Below are 15,362 nucleotides of genomic sequence, written 5' to 3' on the forward strand. Positions count from 1 at the left end.
GCTCAAAGCCCCTGCCCCGGCTTCACATCCTTCAGTTCCATCGCCTTGGCGGGGTCGCGCCACATCTGCTCCAGCACGTTCTGGCGCTTGATGTCGCGGCGGTGGCGCATGGTCAGCACGATCGCCCCGATCATCGCCACCAGCAGCACCAGGCCGGAAAGCTGGAACATCAGCACATAGCGGTCGTAAAGCACCAGCCCCAGGCCAAGGGTGTTTTCCATCGCTGTGTCGATGGGCGCCACCCGCAGGCTTTCGGCCTGGTCCGACGGCGTCCAGCCCGAGAAGGCGATGCCCAACTGCGCCAGCAGCACGACGCCGATCACCAGCGCCAGCGGCAGATAGCGCGCCAGCTCGCCCTTGAGCTTGGCGAAATCCACGTCCAGCATCATGACGACGAACAGGAACAGCACCGCCACCGCGCCGACATAGACCACGACCAGCAGCATGGCGACGAATTCCGCGCCTTGCAGCACGAACAGCCCCGCGGCCGACAGAAAGGCCAGGATCAGCCACAGCACCGAATGCACGGGGTTGCGGCCAAGCACGACCATGAACCCCGCGACGCAGGCGCTGATCGCGAACAGGTAGAATGCAAAGGTCATCATTCCTCGTCCTCCTCGGCATAGACGCTTTGGGCGATTTCCAGCGCCTTCTGCATCGCGGGCAGCCCGCCGAACATGCTCATCTGAAAGATCGTCTCGGCGATCTCTCGCTGGGTGGCGCCGGCCGCCAGCGCCTGGCGGATGGTCAGGCGCAATTGCGGCTCGGCCAGGGCGCCCTGGACGGTGATCGCGCCGATGGTCAGAAGCAGGCGCGTCTTGGCGTCCAGCCCCTCGCGGTTGAAGGTCTTGCCGAACCACATTTCCAGCATGTCGGCGGGGATGGTCGGCACCAGCTTTTCCAGGCTGCGCATGTCCAGATGCTCAAGCGCCGGGTTGAAGGCGCGCGCCATCTCCTGGCCCGAGGCCATCATCTGCGAGAAGAGCCGGGTGAAGGCATCGGTCATCTGTAGGGCGCATCCAGTTGCAGGTTGCGGGCGATCTCGGCCTCCCAGCGTTCGCCGTTCGCAAGCAGCTTTTGCTTGTCGTAGAACAGTTCCTCGCGGGTTTCGGTGGCATATTCGAAATTCGGCCCCTCGACGATGGCATCGACCGGACAGGCTTCCTGGCAGAAGCCGCAATAGATGCACTTGGTCATATCGATGTCGTAGCGCGTGGTGCGGCGCGAACCGTCTTCGCGCGGTTCGGCGTCGATGGTGATGGCCTGGGCCGGACACACCGCCTCGCACAGCTTGCAGGCGATGCAGCGTTCCTCGCCGTTGGGATAGCGGCGCAGCGCGTGTTCGCCGCGAAAGCGCGGCGACAGCGGACCCTTTTCATGGGGATAGTTCAGCGTCGGCTTGGGCGACACGAAATAGCGCATGCCCAGGCCGAAGCCCTTGATGAAATCCCACATCAGGAAATACTTGGTTGCCCGCGCGAAATCGAAGGCCATCAGAAACGCTCCCCTTCTCGCGGCGCCGCGAAACGGTCGAACGCGGCGACATATTCGCGCACGCGGGCGCTGTCGGGCGCATGGTCCGCGGAATCAAGGTTATTGGCCAGGAAATGCGCCAGTTCGGCCTTGTCGGTCTCACTGGCTTTGGCGAAAGCTTCGGCTAGCTTGTTGGAATACATGATTTATCCTCCGACCGCGAAGCGGGCCCAGAAGCCGCCCAGAATTTCATAGCGCGCCAGGATCGCGATCAGCACCACCCAGCCCAGCGACAGGGGCAGGAACACCTTCCAGCCGATGCGCATGAGTTGGTCGTAGCGATAGCGAGGCACGATCGCCTTGACCATGGCGAACATGTAGAACCAGAACCACATCTTGATGACCATCCACCACCAGCCGTCGGCGATGAACGGCACCGGCGACAGCCAGCCGCCGAAGAACAGCAGCGAAAGCAGCGCACACATCAGATACATGGCGATGTATTCGCCCGCCATGAACAGCAGGTAGGGCGTTGACGAATATTCGGTCATGAAGCCCGCGACCAGTTCCGATTCGGCCTCGACCAGGTCAAAGGGCGGGCGGTTGCATTCGGCCAGGGCGCTGACGAAGAACAGCACCACCATCGGCAGATGCGGCAGCCAGTACCAGTTCAGCAGGCCATAGTCGCCGCGCTGCGCATCGACGATGGCGGTCAGGTTCATCGAGCCGGTCGAGATGATGACGCCGATGATGATCAGCCCCAGCGACACCTCGTAAGAGATCATCTGCGCCGCCGAACGCAGCGAGGCCAGGAACGGGTATTTCGAGTTCGAGGCCCAGCCGCCCATGATGACGCCGTAGACTTCCAGCGACGAGGCGGCAAAGATGAACAGGATGCCGACGTTGATGTTCGCCATCACCCAGCCTTCGTCGAAGGGGATGACGACAAAGGTGAACAGCGCCAGCATCATCGACAGGAACGGGGCCAGGAAATAGACGAACTTGTCGGCGCCGGCCGGGATGACGATTTCCTTGACGACATATTTCAGCGCGTCGGCAAAGGTTTGCAGCAGGCCCCAGGGTCCGACCACGTTCGGGCCGCGGCGCATCTGCACCGCCGCCCAGATCTTGCGGTCGCCATAGACCATGAAGATCAGCGAACCCATGACGAAGGCGATGACCGCCAGGCCCTGCAAGAGCAGGCTGAGCGCGAAACCGTAGGGCGAGGCCCAGAATTCAGCCATGATCTTTCGTCCCTCTCATCACGCCGCGGGGATGCCGCGTGCCTTGCATTCCTGCAAGGTCTGTTTCGTTGTCATCACCGTCAGGCCCATCGGCTTCTTTTCGGAAAGCGTGAAGACCGAGCCGACGATCATCTGGCCGCCCCGCTTGTCGCGAAGGGTGCGGATGTGGCGCGCATAGGGCGCCCCTTTCGCATCGGCCCAGCCGGCCAGCGCGCATGTGGCATAGGCGAAGGCGGTGCCCGCGTCCACCCCGCCGCGCAGGTTTGCCGTCACTTCCACCAGCCCCTCGGTCGGCTTGCGCGAGCCTGCCATGGGGGCGACTTGCGCGCCCTGGAAATCATTGGGATCGACCGCAAAACTTTCCGGCAGGTTCAGCCGCAACGGCCGGGTGCGGGCCGCGAATGCGGCCAGTGCCTTTTCCTGGGCCGTCGGCCCGCGCGGTCTGACGGGCGCCATATCCCGCAGGCCCGACAGGTCCAGGTCCAGATTGGCGTTCAGCGCCAGCAGGTCCGCCTCGGTCACGGCAAAGGCATCGCGCCCATCGGGCATGTCCAGCGCCATTTCCGTCACCGAGCCGTCGGGCTCCAGGATCAGGATCTCGCCCGACTTGGTCGAAATCCGGCCGCGGGCCAGCACCTGCTTGTCCGGGGCGCCGGCATCGCTTTGCAGCACCGCGACGCCCAGTTCGGCCGGCTTGGGCTGCGGGCGCGCATCCTTGGTCGCGCCGCAGCCGGCCAGCAGCGCCAAGGCGCCGATCCCGGTCAAAAGGGCAAGGCGGGACCGCATCGCTTTCACTCCGCCGCCAGCGCCGGGGCCTTGCGGGCCGCGGCCATGGCCGAAAGCTCGCCCATCAGCGGCGACGAGCGGGCGATGGGGTTGGTCAGGTAGAAATCCGCGATCACGGGGCGGAAGCTGGCCTGCCCCAGGTCAAAGCGGGTCAACGGCTGCCATTCGTTCTGCGGCACCTGGTCGATCTGCGCCAGATGCGGCGCGGCCTCGACCAGCTTGCGGCGCAGCCCGGCCAGGCTGTCCCAGGGCTGGGTCTTGCCCAGTTCGGCCGAAAGAGCGCGCAGGATCGCCCAGTTCTCTTTGCCCTCGCCCGGCGCGAAATTGGCGCGCATGGCCAGTTGCGGCCGGCCTTCGGTGTTCACGAACAGGCCGCTTTCCTCGGTATAGCAGGCGCCGGGCAGGATGATGTCGGCGCGATGCGCGCCGCGGTCGCCATGGCTGCCCTGGTAGATCACGAAGGCGCCGGCATCGATGTCCACCTCGTCCGCGCCCAGGTTATAGATCACCTCGGCCCCGTCGATGGCCGCAAGCAGCCCGCCTTCGGTCACGGCACCGACATCCATGGCGCCGACGCGGCCGGCGGCGCTGTGCAGCACCAGAAGCTTGCAGTCGCCCCGCTCGCAGATGCGCATGGCATGGGCCAGCACCGCCTCGCCATCCGCCTCGCGCAGGGCGCCCTGGCCGACGATGACGATGCCGGGGGTGCCGTCCTTGTTCGACAGATCCTCGTCGGCCATGCGGGCCAGCGCGGCGCGGTCGTCGCCGAAATGGTGGTAGTCATAGGTCAGGTCCGCCGGCGCGCCGATCAGCGCCACCTGCGCGCCATGCGCCCAGGCCTTGCGGATGCGGGCGTTCAGCACCGGCGCCTCGTCGCGCGGATTGGTGCCGATCAGCAGGATGCGCTTGGCATGGTCGATATCCTCGATCCGCGCCGTGCCGACATAGGCCGAGCGGTTGCCGGCCGGCAGCCGCGCCCCGTCGGTGCGGCATTCGACGCGGCCCCCCAGCCCCTCGACCAACTGCTTCAGGCTGAAGGCGGCTTCCGCCGGGACCAGGTCGCCGATCAGGCCGGCGATCTTCTTGCCCTGCATGGCGCGGGCGGCGGCTTCCAGCGCCTCGGGCCAGCTTGCCGGGCGCAGCTTGCCATGTTCGCGGATATAGGGCCGGTCCAGACGCTGGCGGCGCAACCCGTCCCAGACGAAGCGGGTCTTGTCGCTGATCCATTCCTCGTTCACGCCGTCATGGTTGCGCGGCAGGATGCGCATGACCTCGCGGCCCTTGGTGTCGACGCGGATGCTGGATCCCAGTGCATCCATCACGTCGATGGATTCGGTCTTGGTCAGTTCCCACGGCCGGGCGGTAAAGGCATAGGGCTTGGAAACCAGCGCGCCGACCGGGCAAAGGTCGATGATATTGCCTTGCAGGTTCGATTCCAGCGTCTGATTCAGATAGCTGGTGATCTCGCTGTCCTCGCCGCGGCCGGTCTGGCCCATCTGGGTGATCCCCGCCACCTCGGTGGTAAAGCGCACGCAGCGGGTGCAACTGATGCAGCGCGTCATATGCGTTTCGACCAGCGGGCCCAGGTTCAGGTCCTCGGAGGCGCGCTTGGGCTCGCGATAGCGGCTGAAATCCACGCCGTAAGCCATGGCCTGGTCTTGCAGGTCGCATTCGCCGCCCTGGTCGCAGATCGGGCAGTCCAGGGGATGGTTGATCAGCAGGAACTCCATCACCCCTTCGCGGGCCTTCTTGACCATCGGGCTATTGGTGCGCACCTCGGACGGGGCGCCGTCCGGGCCGGGGCGCAGGTCCTTGACCTGCATGGCGCAGGATGCGGCGGGCTTGGGCGGGCCGCCCACCACCTCGACCAGGCACATGCGGCAGTTGCCGGCGATCGACAGCCGCTCGTGATAGCAGAAACGCGGCACCTCGATCCCGGCCAGTTCGCAGGCCTGGATCAGGGTCATGTTGGGATCGACCTCGATAATCCTGTCGTCGATCTTGATCTTGCGAAGATCCGCCATCTTGTCTTCCCTTATCCCGCGCGCCCCGAAACCGGGCCGGAACGATCTCCGGCGGGTTCTGCGCGATGCAAATGCTGGCCCGAGGCCGGCCCCGTTTCCCCTGTCCCCACCAGCGCCGCCCCTTCGGCGGCAAAGCCGTCGGCGGCGATCATCGCCGCCGCGGCCGCCGCGATCAGAGCCATGCCGATCCGGTTCATCCAGGTCTTCATTTCGCCACCAACAGGCTGCCGATGATGGTATTCCGTGCGATCTCCTGCCGACCTATGCGGCAAAAGCTCTCGGGGTCGTCCTTGCTGGCGCCGTGGCGGACCAGATAATCCTCGGCCACGGCATAGATGCGCTGCTTGTCCGCCTTGCTGTCCAGGAAGGCGTCGATTTCGGCGCGCGAATAGCCCTTGGCCTCGGCATAGCGCTTGAGCTTGCGCGCCTCGCCAAAGGCGTAAAGGATGCGGCCGTCGATGCTGGGACAGCTACGGCGGACGCGGTCGGCGATGCGCGCGGCGATCAGCCGGTCGTTGATGTATTTTTCCTGCGCCAGCGGCTCCAGCGCGGCGGCGGGCGTGGCCAGGGTCGCGGCCACCAGGACGGCGGGGATCAGCTTCATGGCATTAGGCTCCTTGTCATGGACATCTGCCATAACATGAAGCCGCGCCGAAGGTTCGGCACCTTGGGTTGAACCGGCCGTGATCGTCCCCGCACCCCGCAGATGCGCGGCCAATCCCCCAGAAGGGGGGGACGGCTGTGCCATGCTGTGCAGGTCCAGGGCCATGCGTGTTACTCCGCCGCCATCGCGCCCATGCGGCCGGTGCGCTTGGCCTTGATCCGGTCCTCGATCTCTTCGCGGAAATTGCGGATCAGGCCCTGGATCGGCCAGGCCGCGGCATCGCCGAGCGCGCAGATCGTATGACCCTCGACCTGCTTGGAGACGTCGAAGAGCATGTCGATTTCCTCGATCTCGGCCTCGCCGCGCACCAGGCGGTCCATCACCCGCATCATCCAGCCGGTGCCTTCGCGGCAGGGGGTGCATTGGCCGCAGCTTTCATGCTTGAAAAAGGCCGAGAGCCGCCAGATCGCCTTGATGATGTCGGTCGACTGATCCATGACGATCATGCAGGCGGTGCCGAAGCTGGATTTCAGCTCGCGCATGCCGTCATAATCCATGATCGCGGTTTCGCATTGCTCGGCGGTCAGCACCGGGCAGGACGCGCCGCCGGGGATCACCGCCTTGAGGTTCTTCCAGCCGCCGCGGATGCCGCCGCCATGCTTTTCGATCAGTTCGCGCATGGGGATCGACATGGCCTCTTCGACCACGCAGGGGGTGTTGACATGGCCGGTCAGGCCGAACAGCTTGACGCCCGCATTGTTCGGGCGGCCGAAGCTTGCGAACCATTCCGGGCCGCGGCGCAGGATGGTCGGCACCACGGCGATGGATTCGACGTTGTTCACCGTGGTCGGACAGCCGTAAAGCCCCGCGCCCGCCGGGAAGGGCGGCTTCATGCGCGGCATGCCCTTCTTGCCTTCCAGGCTTTCCAGCAGCGCGGTTTCCTCGCCGCAGATATAGGCGCCGGCGCCGTGATGCAGGTAAAGGTCGAAATCCCAGCCCGATTGCGCCGCATTGCGGCCCAGCAGCCCCGCGTCATAGCATTCGTCGATGGCGGCTTGCAGCGCCTCGCGCTCGCGGATGAACTCGCCGCGGATATAGATATAGGCGGCGTGCGCGCCCATGGCGAAGCTGGCGATCAGCGCGCCTTCGATCAGCGTATGCGGATCGTGACGCATGATCTCGCGGTCCTTGCAGGTCGCGGGTTCGGATTCGTCGGCATTGATGACCAGGTAGGACGGGCGCCCGTCGGATTCCTTGGGCATGAAGGACCATTTCATGCCGGTCGGGAAGCCCGCACCACCCCGTCCGCGCAGGCCCGAGGCCTTCATCTCGTCGACGATCTTGTCGCGGCCGCGCTGGATGATGGCGGCGGTGCCGTCCCAATGGCCGCGTTTCTGTGCGCCGGCAAGGCTGCGGTCGCCCATGCCGTAAAGGTTCGTAAAGATCCGGTCCTGATCGTTCAGCATCGTCTTATCCTTGTCCCTGCGTGGACGCATTGCGCCGCCGCCAGATCCGAAAGGTCACCAAAAGCGACCAGACCAAGGCCCCAATCGCCGCCAGATCGGCGAGAAAGGCATATTTCGCGGGCCAGCCCTGCTGGCCCCCCAGCCATTGCACCCCCAGCCACAGGGCCATGGTCAGCGCGATCACCACCGCCACCAGCCGCATCTGCCGCGCGTCGGCCGCGCTGGTCCTGCCGGTCTGCGGCGCGCCATGTCGTGGCGGGCGCGCCATCAGACGACCTCGCCCTGGTCGATGCGGCGGGAATGGGCAGTCTCGCCCCCGGCCGCCAAAAGCCTGGCCTGGCCGACCCAGTCGTCCGCTTCGATCCGGCCGCCCATCCGGCCCAGGCGCTGCGCAAAATCCGCAACCGTGGCCGGATCCCAGGCGGCGATCTGGTCATAGCGCGTCACCCCCTGCGCATTCAGCCAGTCCGAAAGCTTGGGGCCGATGCCGCGGATACGCTTCAGATCGTCGGCGCCCGTCCGGGAAGCGGGAGCGGGCTCTGACGACGGCATCGTCCCGGCGACGATGGGCATCTGCGCGCCCGAGGTGAAGGGTTCGGGCCCCAGCGAGCCGCTGACCAGCAGCGTCTCGGGCTGGCGGTCCACCGCGGCGCGCTGCCAGTCGGTGCCGGTCAGGCCCGCCGCGTCTTCCTGGAACAGTTCAGGCCGTTCGTGGCAGACCAGCCAGACCATCAGCGCCCCGAACAGCGCAAAGGTCAGGACGCCCAGGAACAGGCCGGCCAGCCAGTGCAGGTCGCCGATGCCGGCGGTGAACAGCAGCACCGCGACCCCGGCGATCGCGGCCGAGATCCAGCAGTTCCTGTTGCACTCTGCCCGTTCCATGGCGCTCTGTCTGCTCCTATTTCCCGGCCTGGACGCCGTCCTGCGCCGCCAGCCACGGCGTGGTGATCGGCACTTCGGTTCCGTCGATGCGCTTGATGGTATCGCCCAGGTGCAGCGCGGCGGCGACGCTGGCGTTATGCGTCTCGCCGCCCTTCAGATCGGCCAGCGCGGTCGGACCGCCCAAAGCCTCGGCCGAGAAGCGACCGTTCTGCGGACCCGGCACCGGCACCTCGCCGGCGGCAAAGCTGTCGATCAGCGCCGACAATTTCTCGGCCGTCAGATCCTCGTAGAAATCCTTGCCGATCTGGGCCATGGGCGCATTGGTGCAGGCGCCCAGGCATTCGACCTCTTCCCAGGAAAACCGGCCATCGGCCGACAGCATATGCGGTTCGGGCGCGATCTTTTCCTTGCAGACCCGCATCAGATCCTCGGCCCCGCAGATCATGCAGGTGGTGGTGCCGCAGATCTGGATATGCGCCAGCGAGCCGACCGGATGAAGCTGGAACATGAAATAGAAGGTCGCGACCTCCAGCACCCGGATATAGGGCATGCCCAGCAACTGGCCGCAATATTCGATGGCCGGGCGGCTTAGCCAGCCTTCCTGTTCCTGGGCGCGCCACAGGACCGGGATGATCGCCGATTGCTGGCGCCCTTCCGGGTATTTGGTCATCTGGGCGCGGGCCCATTCCAGGTTGGCGGGCGTGAACTCGAACGAGTCCGGCTGGATGGGGGACAGACGGCGCAGCATCAGCGGTCAACCTCTCCGAAAACGATGTCGAGCGTGGCGATGATCGCCGGAACGTCGGCCAGCATGTGGCCCCGAGACATCCAGTCGATGGACTGGAGATGCGCAAAACCGGGCGCGCGCAGCTTGGCGCGCCAGGGCTTGTTGGTGCCGTCGGCGACCAGATAGACGCCGAATTCGCCCTTGGGCGCCTCGACGGGGGCATAAACCTCGCCCGCCGGCACCTTGAACCCTTCGGTGTAAAGCTTGAAATGGTGGATCAGGCTTTCCATGTCGCGCTTCATGTCGACGCGCCGGGGCGGGGTCAGCTTGCCGCGGGCCAGCACGTCGCCCACTGGCTCGGCGCGCAGCTTGCGGACCGCCTGCTGCATGATCTTGCACGATTCGCGCATCTCGGCCATGCGGCACAGATAGCGGTCGTAGCAGTCGCCGTTCTTGCCCACCGGGATCTGGAAGTCGAATTCGTCATAGCATTCATAGGGCTGGGAACGCCGCAGGTCCCAGGCCAGGCCCGAGCCGCGCACCATCACGCCGGTATAGCCCCAGTCCAGCGCGTCGTCCTCGGTCACGATGCCGATATCGACCAGGCGCTGCTTGAAGATGCGGTTTTCCGTCAGCAGCGTGTCCAGGTCATCGACCAGCCGGGGAAAACGCTCGCACCATTCCTCGATGTCGTCCAGCAGGTCGGGCGGCAGATCCTGATGCACGCCGCCGGGGCGGAAATAGGCCGCATGCAGCCGCGCCCCCGAGGCGCGTTCGTAAAAGATCATCAGCTCTTCGCGGGCCTCGAACCCCCAAAGCGGCGGGGTCAGCGCACCCACGTCCATGGCGCCGGTGGTGACGCCCATCAGGTGGTTCAGGATGCGGCCGATTTCCGAATAAAGCACCCGGATCAGGCTGGCGCGGCGCGGGATGACCGTGCCGGTCAGCCGCTCGATCGCCAGGCACCAGGCATGTTCCTGATTCATCGGCGCGACATAGTCCAGCCGGTCCAGATAGGGCAGGTTTTGCAGATAGGTGCGGCTTTCCATCAGCTTTTCGGTGCCGCGATGCAAAAGCCCGATATGGGGGTCGGCGCGCTCGACGATCTCGCCATCCAGCTCCAGCACCATGCGCAGCACGCCATGGGCGGCGGGATGCTGGGGGCCGAAGTTGATGTTGAAATTGCGGATGCTCTGTTCGCCGGTCAGGGCGTCCGCCGGTCCGTCGTCATAGCTGTTCTTGCGGATGTCGCCGTCCATGGTCAGCCCTCAATTCCGATGCGTGGCGCGCAGGCAGGTTGCGCGGCTGCGGTCACTTCTTTGCCTTTGGCACCTTTTCGTCCCCCGGCAGCACGTATTTCGCGCCCTCCCACGGGGACAGGAAGTCGAACTGCCGGTATTCCTGAACCAGGTTCACCGGCTCATAGACCACGCGCTTGTCGATATCGTTCCAGCGCACCTCGACATAGCCGGTGGTGGGGAAATCCTTGCGCAGCGGATGGCCGCGAAAGCCGTAATCGGTGACGATGCGGCGCAGGTCCGGGTGGCCCGAGAACAGGATGCCGAACAGGTCGAACACCTCGCGCTCATACCAGTCGGCGCCGGGAAAGATCCCGGTTAGGCTGGGCGCCAGCTCGTCCTCGCGCACCTGGACCTTAACCCGAATGCGCTGATTCTGATACATCGACAGCAGGTGATAGACGACGTCGAAACGCGCCGGGCGGGCCGGGTTGTCCACCGCGGTGATGTCGATCAGCGTGGAAAAACGGCAGTTCGGGTCGGTGCGCAGAAACTCGATCAGCCCGATCACGCCCGACAGCGTCGCATCCACCGTCAGTTCGCCAAAGACGACCTGGGTCGAGATCACGTCGTTTTCGCGGCGCAGCGCGATATGCTCGGCCAGTTCCAGCAGGGCTTCGTCAGACATGGCTTACCTCACCAGCGTGCCGGTGCGCCGGATGCGGCGCTGGAGTTGCAGGATGCCGTAGAGCAGCGCCTCGGCGGTCGGGGGGCAGCCGGGCACATAGATGTCCACGGGCACGATGCGGTCGCAGCCGCGCACAACCGAATAGGAATAGTGATAATAGCCGCCGCCATTGGCGCAACTGCCCATGCTGATGACATAGCGCGGCTCGGGCATCTGGTCATAGACCTTGCGCAGCGCCGGGGCCATCTTGTTGGTCAGGGTGCCGGCGACGATCATCAGGTCCGATTGGCGCGGGCTGGCGCGCGGCGCGGTGCCGAAACGTTCCAGGTCATAGCGCGGCATCGAGGTCTGCATCATCTCGACCGCGCAGCAGGCCAGGCCGAAGGTCATCCAGTGCAGGCTGCCATTGCGCGCCCAGTTGATGATGTCCTCGGTCGTGGTCAGCAGGAAGCCCTTGTCCTGCAATTCGCGGTTCAGCTCGGCCGTGGCGACGTCGCGGTCGGCGCCGGCGGTGTTCAATCCGGTCATCATGCCCATTCCAGCGCCCCTTTCTTCCATTCATAGGCAAAGCCCACGGTCAGCACGCCCAGGAACACCATCATGCCCCAAAAGGCCACGTCCGACAGGCTGGCAAAGCTGACCGCCCAGGGAAACAGGAAGGCCACCTCCAGGTCGAAGATGATGAACAGGATCGACACCAGATAGAAGCGCACGTCGAATTTCATCCGCGCGTCGTCAAAGGCGTTGAAGCCGCATTCATAGGCGCTGACCTTTTCGGGGTCGGGGTTGCGCACGGCGATCACCGCCGCGGCAAGAATCAGGACGATGGCCAGCGCCGAGGCCATGCCCAGAAAAACCAGGATCGGCAGGTATTCTTGCAGCAGGTATTCCACTGGGTTCGGCTCCCTTTCGCTCGCTGGGAACCGGCTGGCGGCCCGCGATGGGTTTGGCTTGCGTCCGTTTATCCCCGGTCGCGGTTATGGTCAACGGTGGGAGCCCACGACACTAAGGCTTCGCAAGCTTGGCAAGGCGGCAAATTGGCGCGCACCGGCAGCCGGCATTCCGTCGCAGCCGCGGTCCGCGGCCGGGCCTGGCCAGGATGCGCGCCGCCTGGGGCGAAAGGCAGGGGTTCAACCGGCCCCTGCCCCGATCTGCGCCGCGCGCCCGGTCGATGTCGTTGCGTCACCGCCGCCCGCCAACCGTGGCGCCGAGGCCGGCATCCGCGATCCGGCCGCACAGCGTTTCCGCCAGGCGGGGGCGTCAGCCGCCCACGCGCCGCCGCCCAGCCTATTCCGCCGCGCGGCTGTGCGCGGCCCTGAGCATGGGCGCCAGATAGCGGCCGGTATGGCTTTCCGGCACCTCGGCCACCTGCTCGGGCGTGCCGGTGGCCACGATGCGGCCGCCGCCGTCGCCGCCTTCGGGACCGATGTCGATGATCCAGTCGGCGGTCTTGATGACGTCCAGGTTATGTTCGATCACCACCACGGTATTGCCCTGCTCGACCAGCGAATGCAGCACTTCCAGCAGCTTGCGCACGTCCTCGAAATGCAGGCCGGTGGTCGGCTCGTCCAGGATATACAAGGTCTTGCCGGTGGCGCGGCGCGACAATTCCTTGGACAGCTTGACCCGCTGCGCCTCGCCCCCCGACAGGGTCGTGGCCTGCTGGCCGACCTTGATATAGCCCAGCCCCACCTCGACCAGGGCATCCATCTTGTCGCGGATCGAGGGCACGGCCTTGAAGAATTCAAGCGCGTCCTCGACCGTCATGTCCAGCACATCGGCAATGGACTTGCCCTTGAAGGTGACCTCCAGCGTCTCGCGGTTGTAGCGCTTGCCCTTGCAGGTTTCGCAGGTGACATAGACGTCGGGCAGGAAATGCATCTCGATCTTGATGACGCCGTCGCCCTGGCATGCCTCGCAGCGGCCACCCTTGACGTTAAAGCTGAAACGGCCGGGCTTGTAGCCGCGCGCCTTGGCCTCGGGCAGGCCGGCATACCAGTCGCGGATATGGGTATAGGCGCCGGTATAGGTCGCGGGATTCGACCGCGGCGTACGGCCGATGGGGCGCTGGTCGATGTCGATCACCTTGTCCAGAAGCTCCAGCCCCCGGATCGTTTCGCAGGGCGCCGGGGTCTGCCGTGCGCCATTTAGCCGCAGGCTGGCGGTTTTGAACAGGGTCTCGATGGTCAGCGTCGACTTGCCGCCGCCCGAGACGCCGGTGACGCAGACGAACTTGCCCAGCGGGAACTCGGCAGTCACGTCTTTCAGGTTGTTGCCGGTGGCGCCGACCACCTTGATCGCCTTGCCATTGCCCTTGCGCCGCTGGGCCGGCACGGCGATCTCGCGGGCGCCGGACAGGTATTGCCCGGTCAGGCTGCACGGGTCGGCGGCGATTTCGGCCGGGGTGCCGCGGGCGACGACCTGGCCGCCATGCACCCCCGCGCCCGGCCCCATGTCGAAGACATAGTCGGCATGGCGGATCGCATCCTCGTCATGTTCCACCACCACGACGGAATTGCCCTGGTCGCGCAGCCCCTTCAGCGTCGCAAGCAGCCGGTCGTTGTCGCGCTGATGCAAGCCGATCGAGGGCTCGTCCAGCACGTAAAGCACGCCCGTCAGGCCCGAGCCGATCTGGCTGGCCAGCCGGATGCGCTGGCTTTCGCCGCCCGACAGTGTGCCGGCCGCGCGCGACAGCGTCAGGTAGTCCAGCCCGACATTGACCAGAAAGCCCAGCCTTTCGCGGATTTCCTTAAGGATGGCGGCAGCGATCTCGTTCTTCTGCTTGCTCAGGTGCTTGGGCGCAGCCTCGATCCAGGCCAGCGCCTCGCGGATCGACAGTTCGGTGACATTGCCGATATGGCTGCCGGCGATCCTGACCGCCAGCGCCTCGGGCTTCAGCCGATAGCCGTTGCAGGCGCCGCAGGGGCGATTGTTCTGGTATTTCTCGAACTCCTCGCGCACCCAGGCGCTGTCGCTTTCGCGCAGCCGCCGCTCCATGTTCGGGATCACGCCCTCGAACTGGCGCGTCACCTCGTAGACGCGGCCGGCATCGTCGAAGCGGAACGGGATCTCGTCCTGGCCCGAGCCGCGCAGGAACATCTCGCGCACCGATTCCGGCAGATCCTTCCACGGCGTCTTCTTGTCGAAGCCATAGAACTTGGCCAGCGCGTTGACGGTCTGGGTCAGATAGGCCGATTTCGACTTGGCCCAGGGCGCGATGGCGCCTTGCGCCACCGACAGCGCCGAATCGGGCACCACCAGCCGTTCGTCGAAGAACAGTTCGACCCCCAGCCCGTCGCAGACCGGGCAGGCCCCGAAGGGTGCGTTAAAGGAAAACAGCCGCGGCTCGATCTCGGGGATGGTAAAGCCGCTGACCGGGCAGGCAAAATTCTCGCTGAAGGTGATACGTTCCGCTTCGCCCTCGGCCGGCGCGGTTTCCAGCACGGCGATGCCGTCGGCCAGGTCCAGCGCGGTGCGGAAACTGTCGGCCAGCCGGGTCTCCATCCCCTCGCGCACGACGATGCGGTCCACCACCACGTCAATATTGTGGCGGAATTTCTTGTCCAGGGTGGGCGGCTCGTCCAACTCGTGGAATTGTCCGTTCACCTTGACGCGCTGGAAGCCCTGCTTGCGCAGTTCCAGAAATTCCTTGCGATATTCGCCCTTGCGGTCGCGGACGATGGGCGCCAGCAGATAGGCGCGCGTGCCCTCGGGCATCTCCATCACCCGGTCCACCATGTCCTGGACCTGCTGCGCCTCGATCGGCAGGCCGGTCGCGGGGGAATAGGGCGTCCCCGCCCGCGCGAACAAAAGCCGCAGATAGTCGTAGATTTCCGTCACCGTGCCGACGGTCGAGCGCGGGTTCTTGCTGGTCGTCTTCTGCTCGATGGAAATCGCCGGCGACAGGCCGCTGATATGGTCCACGTCCGGCTTGCCCATCATGTCCAGGAACTGCCGGGCATAGGCCGACAGGCTTTCGACATAGCGCCGCTGCCCCTCGGCATAGATGGTGTCAAAGGCAAGGCTGGACTTGCCCGAACCCGACAACCCGGTGATGATCACCAGCCGGTCGCGCGGAATGTCCATGTCCACGTTTTTCAGATTGTGCTCGCGCGCGCCGCGAACCTCGATGAACTTCTGTTCCATCGTGCCGTCCTGATTCCGCCAAGCGCAAGAGATAGGCATTGACGGCGAAATGGCAACCCGGAACGGAACAACCAGCGAACATTT

General features: G+C 65.4%; 18 protein-coding genes. All 18 read right to left on the minus strand.

What is annotated here, in order from left to right; translation table 11 throughout:
* Nucleotides 1-2: 2 nt before the first annotated feature.
* The 18 genes from F3H32_RS06565 to uvrA all read right to left on the minus strand — a co-directional run bounded on the left by F3H32_RS06565 (nucleotide 3) and on the right by uvrA (nucleotide 15,278).
* Complete coding sequence (locus F3H32_RS06565; RefSeq protein WP_149765146.1) at nucleotides 3-605, minus strand: NADH-quinone oxidoreductase subunit J; 603 nt, start codon at nucleotides 603-605, stop codon at nucleotides 3-5.
* Nucleotides 602-1,006, minus strand: a complete 405-nt coding sequence (locus F3H32_RS06570; RefSeq protein ID WP_115754216.1) for a carboxymuconolactone decarboxylase family protein — start codon at nucleotides 1,004-1,006, stop codon at nucleotides 602-604. Before F3H32_RS06570 ends, F3H32_RS06565 begins: the two co-directional genes overlap by 4 nt.
* On the minus strand, nucleotides 1,003-1,494 hold the full coding sequence (gene nuoI / locus F3H32_RS06575; protein WP_011748524.1) for an NADH-quinone oxidoreductase subunit NuoI: 492 nt from the start codon (nucleotides 1,492-1,494) through the stop codon (nucleotides 1,003-1,005). Before nuoI ends, F3H32_RS06570 begins: the two co-directional genes overlap by 4 nt.
* Entirely contained in the window at nucleotides 1,494-1,676 is a 183-nt protein-coding gene (locus tag F3H32_RS06580) for a hypothetical protein (protein ID WP_115754215.1), read from the minus strand. The genes nuoI and F3H32_RS06580 overlap by 1 nt, the downstream gene beginning before the upstream one ends.
* 3 nt (nucleotides 1,677-1,679) lie before the next feature.
* On the minus strand, nucleotides 1,680-2,717 hold the full coding sequence (gene nuoH / locus F3H32_RS06585; protein WP_149765147.1) for an NADH-quinone oxidoreductase subunit NuoH: 1,038 nt from the start codon (nucleotides 2,715-2,717) through the stop codon (nucleotides 1,680-1,682).
* Nucleotides 2,718-2,735: 18 nt separating this feature from the next.
* Nucleotides 2,736-3,503 (minus strand): hypothetical protein, encoded by a 768-nt coding sequence (locus tag F3H32_RS06590; RefSeq protein WP_149765148.1) that lies wholly within the window; start codon nucleotides 3,501-3,503, stop codon nucleotides 2,736-2,738.
* Nucleotides 3,504-3,508: 5 nt separating this feature from the next.
* A complete protein-coding gene (gene nuoG, locus F3H32_RS06595; protein WP_149765149.1) occupies nucleotides 3,509-5,527 on the minus strand; it encodes an NADH-quinone oxidoreductase subunit NuoG in 2,019 nt (672 codons plus the stop codon).
* 11 nt (nucleotides 5,528-5,538) lie between these two features.
* Nucleotides 5,539-5,724, minus strand: coding sequence for a hypothetical protein (locus tag F3H32_RS06600; protein WP_223191362.1), 186 nt, complete (start codon nucleotides 5,722-5,724; stop codon nucleotides 5,539-5,541).
* 8 nt (nucleotides 5,725-5,732) lie between these two features.
* Nucleotides 5,733-6,131, minus strand: coding sequence for a DUF5333 domain-containing protein (locus tag F3H32_RS06605; RefSeq protein WP_115754210.1), 399 nt, complete (start codon nucleotides 6,129-6,131; stop codon nucleotides 5,733-5,735).
* 170 nt (nucleotides 6,132-6,301) lie between these two features.
* Nucleotides 6,302-7,597, minus strand: coding sequence for an NADH-quinone oxidoreductase subunit NuoF (gene nuoF, locus F3H32_RS06610; protein WP_115754209.1), 1,296 nt, complete (start codon nucleotides 7,595-7,597; stop codon nucleotides 6,302-6,304).
* A 4-nt stretch (nucleotides 7,598-7,601) separates the two neighbouring features.
* Nucleotides 7,602-7,865, minus strand: a complete 264-nt coding sequence (locus F3H32_RS06615) for a DUF5337 domain-containing protein (RefSeq protein WP_149765151.1) — start codon at nucleotides 7,863-7,865, stop codon at nucleotides 7,602-7,604.
* Nucleotides 7,865-8,479, minus strand: a complete 615-nt coding sequence (locus F3H32_RS06620; protein ID WP_149765152.1) for a hypothetical protein — start codon at nucleotides 8,477-8,479, stop codon at nucleotides 7,865-7,867. The genes F3H32_RS06615 and F3H32_RS06620 overlap by 1 nt, the downstream gene beginning before the upstream one ends.
* A gap of 16 nt (nucleotides 8,480-8,495) precedes the next feature.
* Complete coding sequence (gene nuoE / locus F3H32_RS06625) at nucleotides 8,496-9,227, minus strand: NADH-quinone oxidoreductase subunit NuoE (protein WP_149765153.1); 732 nt, start codon at nucleotides 9,225-9,227, stop codon at nucleotides 8,496-8,498.
* Nucleotides 9,227-10,465, minus strand: coding sequence for an NADH-quinone oxidoreductase subunit D (locus F3H32_RS06630; RefSeq protein ID WP_149765154.1), 1,239 nt, complete (start codon nucleotides 10,463-10,465; stop codon nucleotides 9,227-9,229). The genes nuoE and F3H32_RS06630 overlap by 1 nt, the downstream gene beginning before the upstream one ends.
* 52 nt (nucleotides 10,466-10,517) lie before the next feature.
* The gene (locus F3H32_RS06635; protein WP_149765155.1) at nucleotides 10,518-11,132 is read right to left on the minus strand and encodes an NADH-quinone oxidoreductase subunit C; all 615 of its coding nucleotides are present in this window, start codon (nucleotides 11,130-11,132) and stop codon (nucleotides 10,518-10,520) included.
* A 3-nt stretch (nucleotides 11,133-11,135) separates the two neighbouring features.
* Nucleotides 11,136-11,669, minus strand: a complete 534-nt coding sequence (locus F3H32_RS06640) for a NuoB/complex I 20 kDa subunit family protein (RefSeq protein WP_188128607.1) — start codon at nucleotides 11,667-11,669, stop codon at nucleotides 11,136-11,138.
* Nucleotides 11,660-12,025 carry an NADH-quinone oxidoreductase subunit A gene (locus tag F3H32_RS06645; RefSeq protein WP_115754203.1) on the minus strand — a complete coding sequence of 122 codons (366 nt, stop codon included), beginning with the start codon at nucleotides 12,023-12,025 and terminating at the stop codon, nucleotides 11,660-11,662. The genes F3H32_RS06640 and F3H32_RS06645 overlap by 10 nt, the downstream gene beginning before the upstream one ends.
* Nucleotides 12,026-12,419: 394 nt before the next feature.
* Nucleotides 12,420-15,278, minus strand: a complete 2,859-nt coding sequence (uvrA, locus tag F3H32_RS06650) for an excinuclease ABC subunit UvrA (protein WP_149765156.1) — start codon at nucleotides 15,276-15,278, stop codon at nucleotides 12,420-12,422.
* Nucleotides 15,279-15,362: the final 84 nt, after the last annotated feature.

Source organism: Paracoccus thiocyanatus, from assembly GCF_900156255.1.
Classification (GTDB): domain Bacteria; phylum Pseudomonadota; class Alphaproteobacteria; order Rhodobacterales; family Rhodobacteraceae; genus Paracoccus; species Paracoccus thiocyanatus.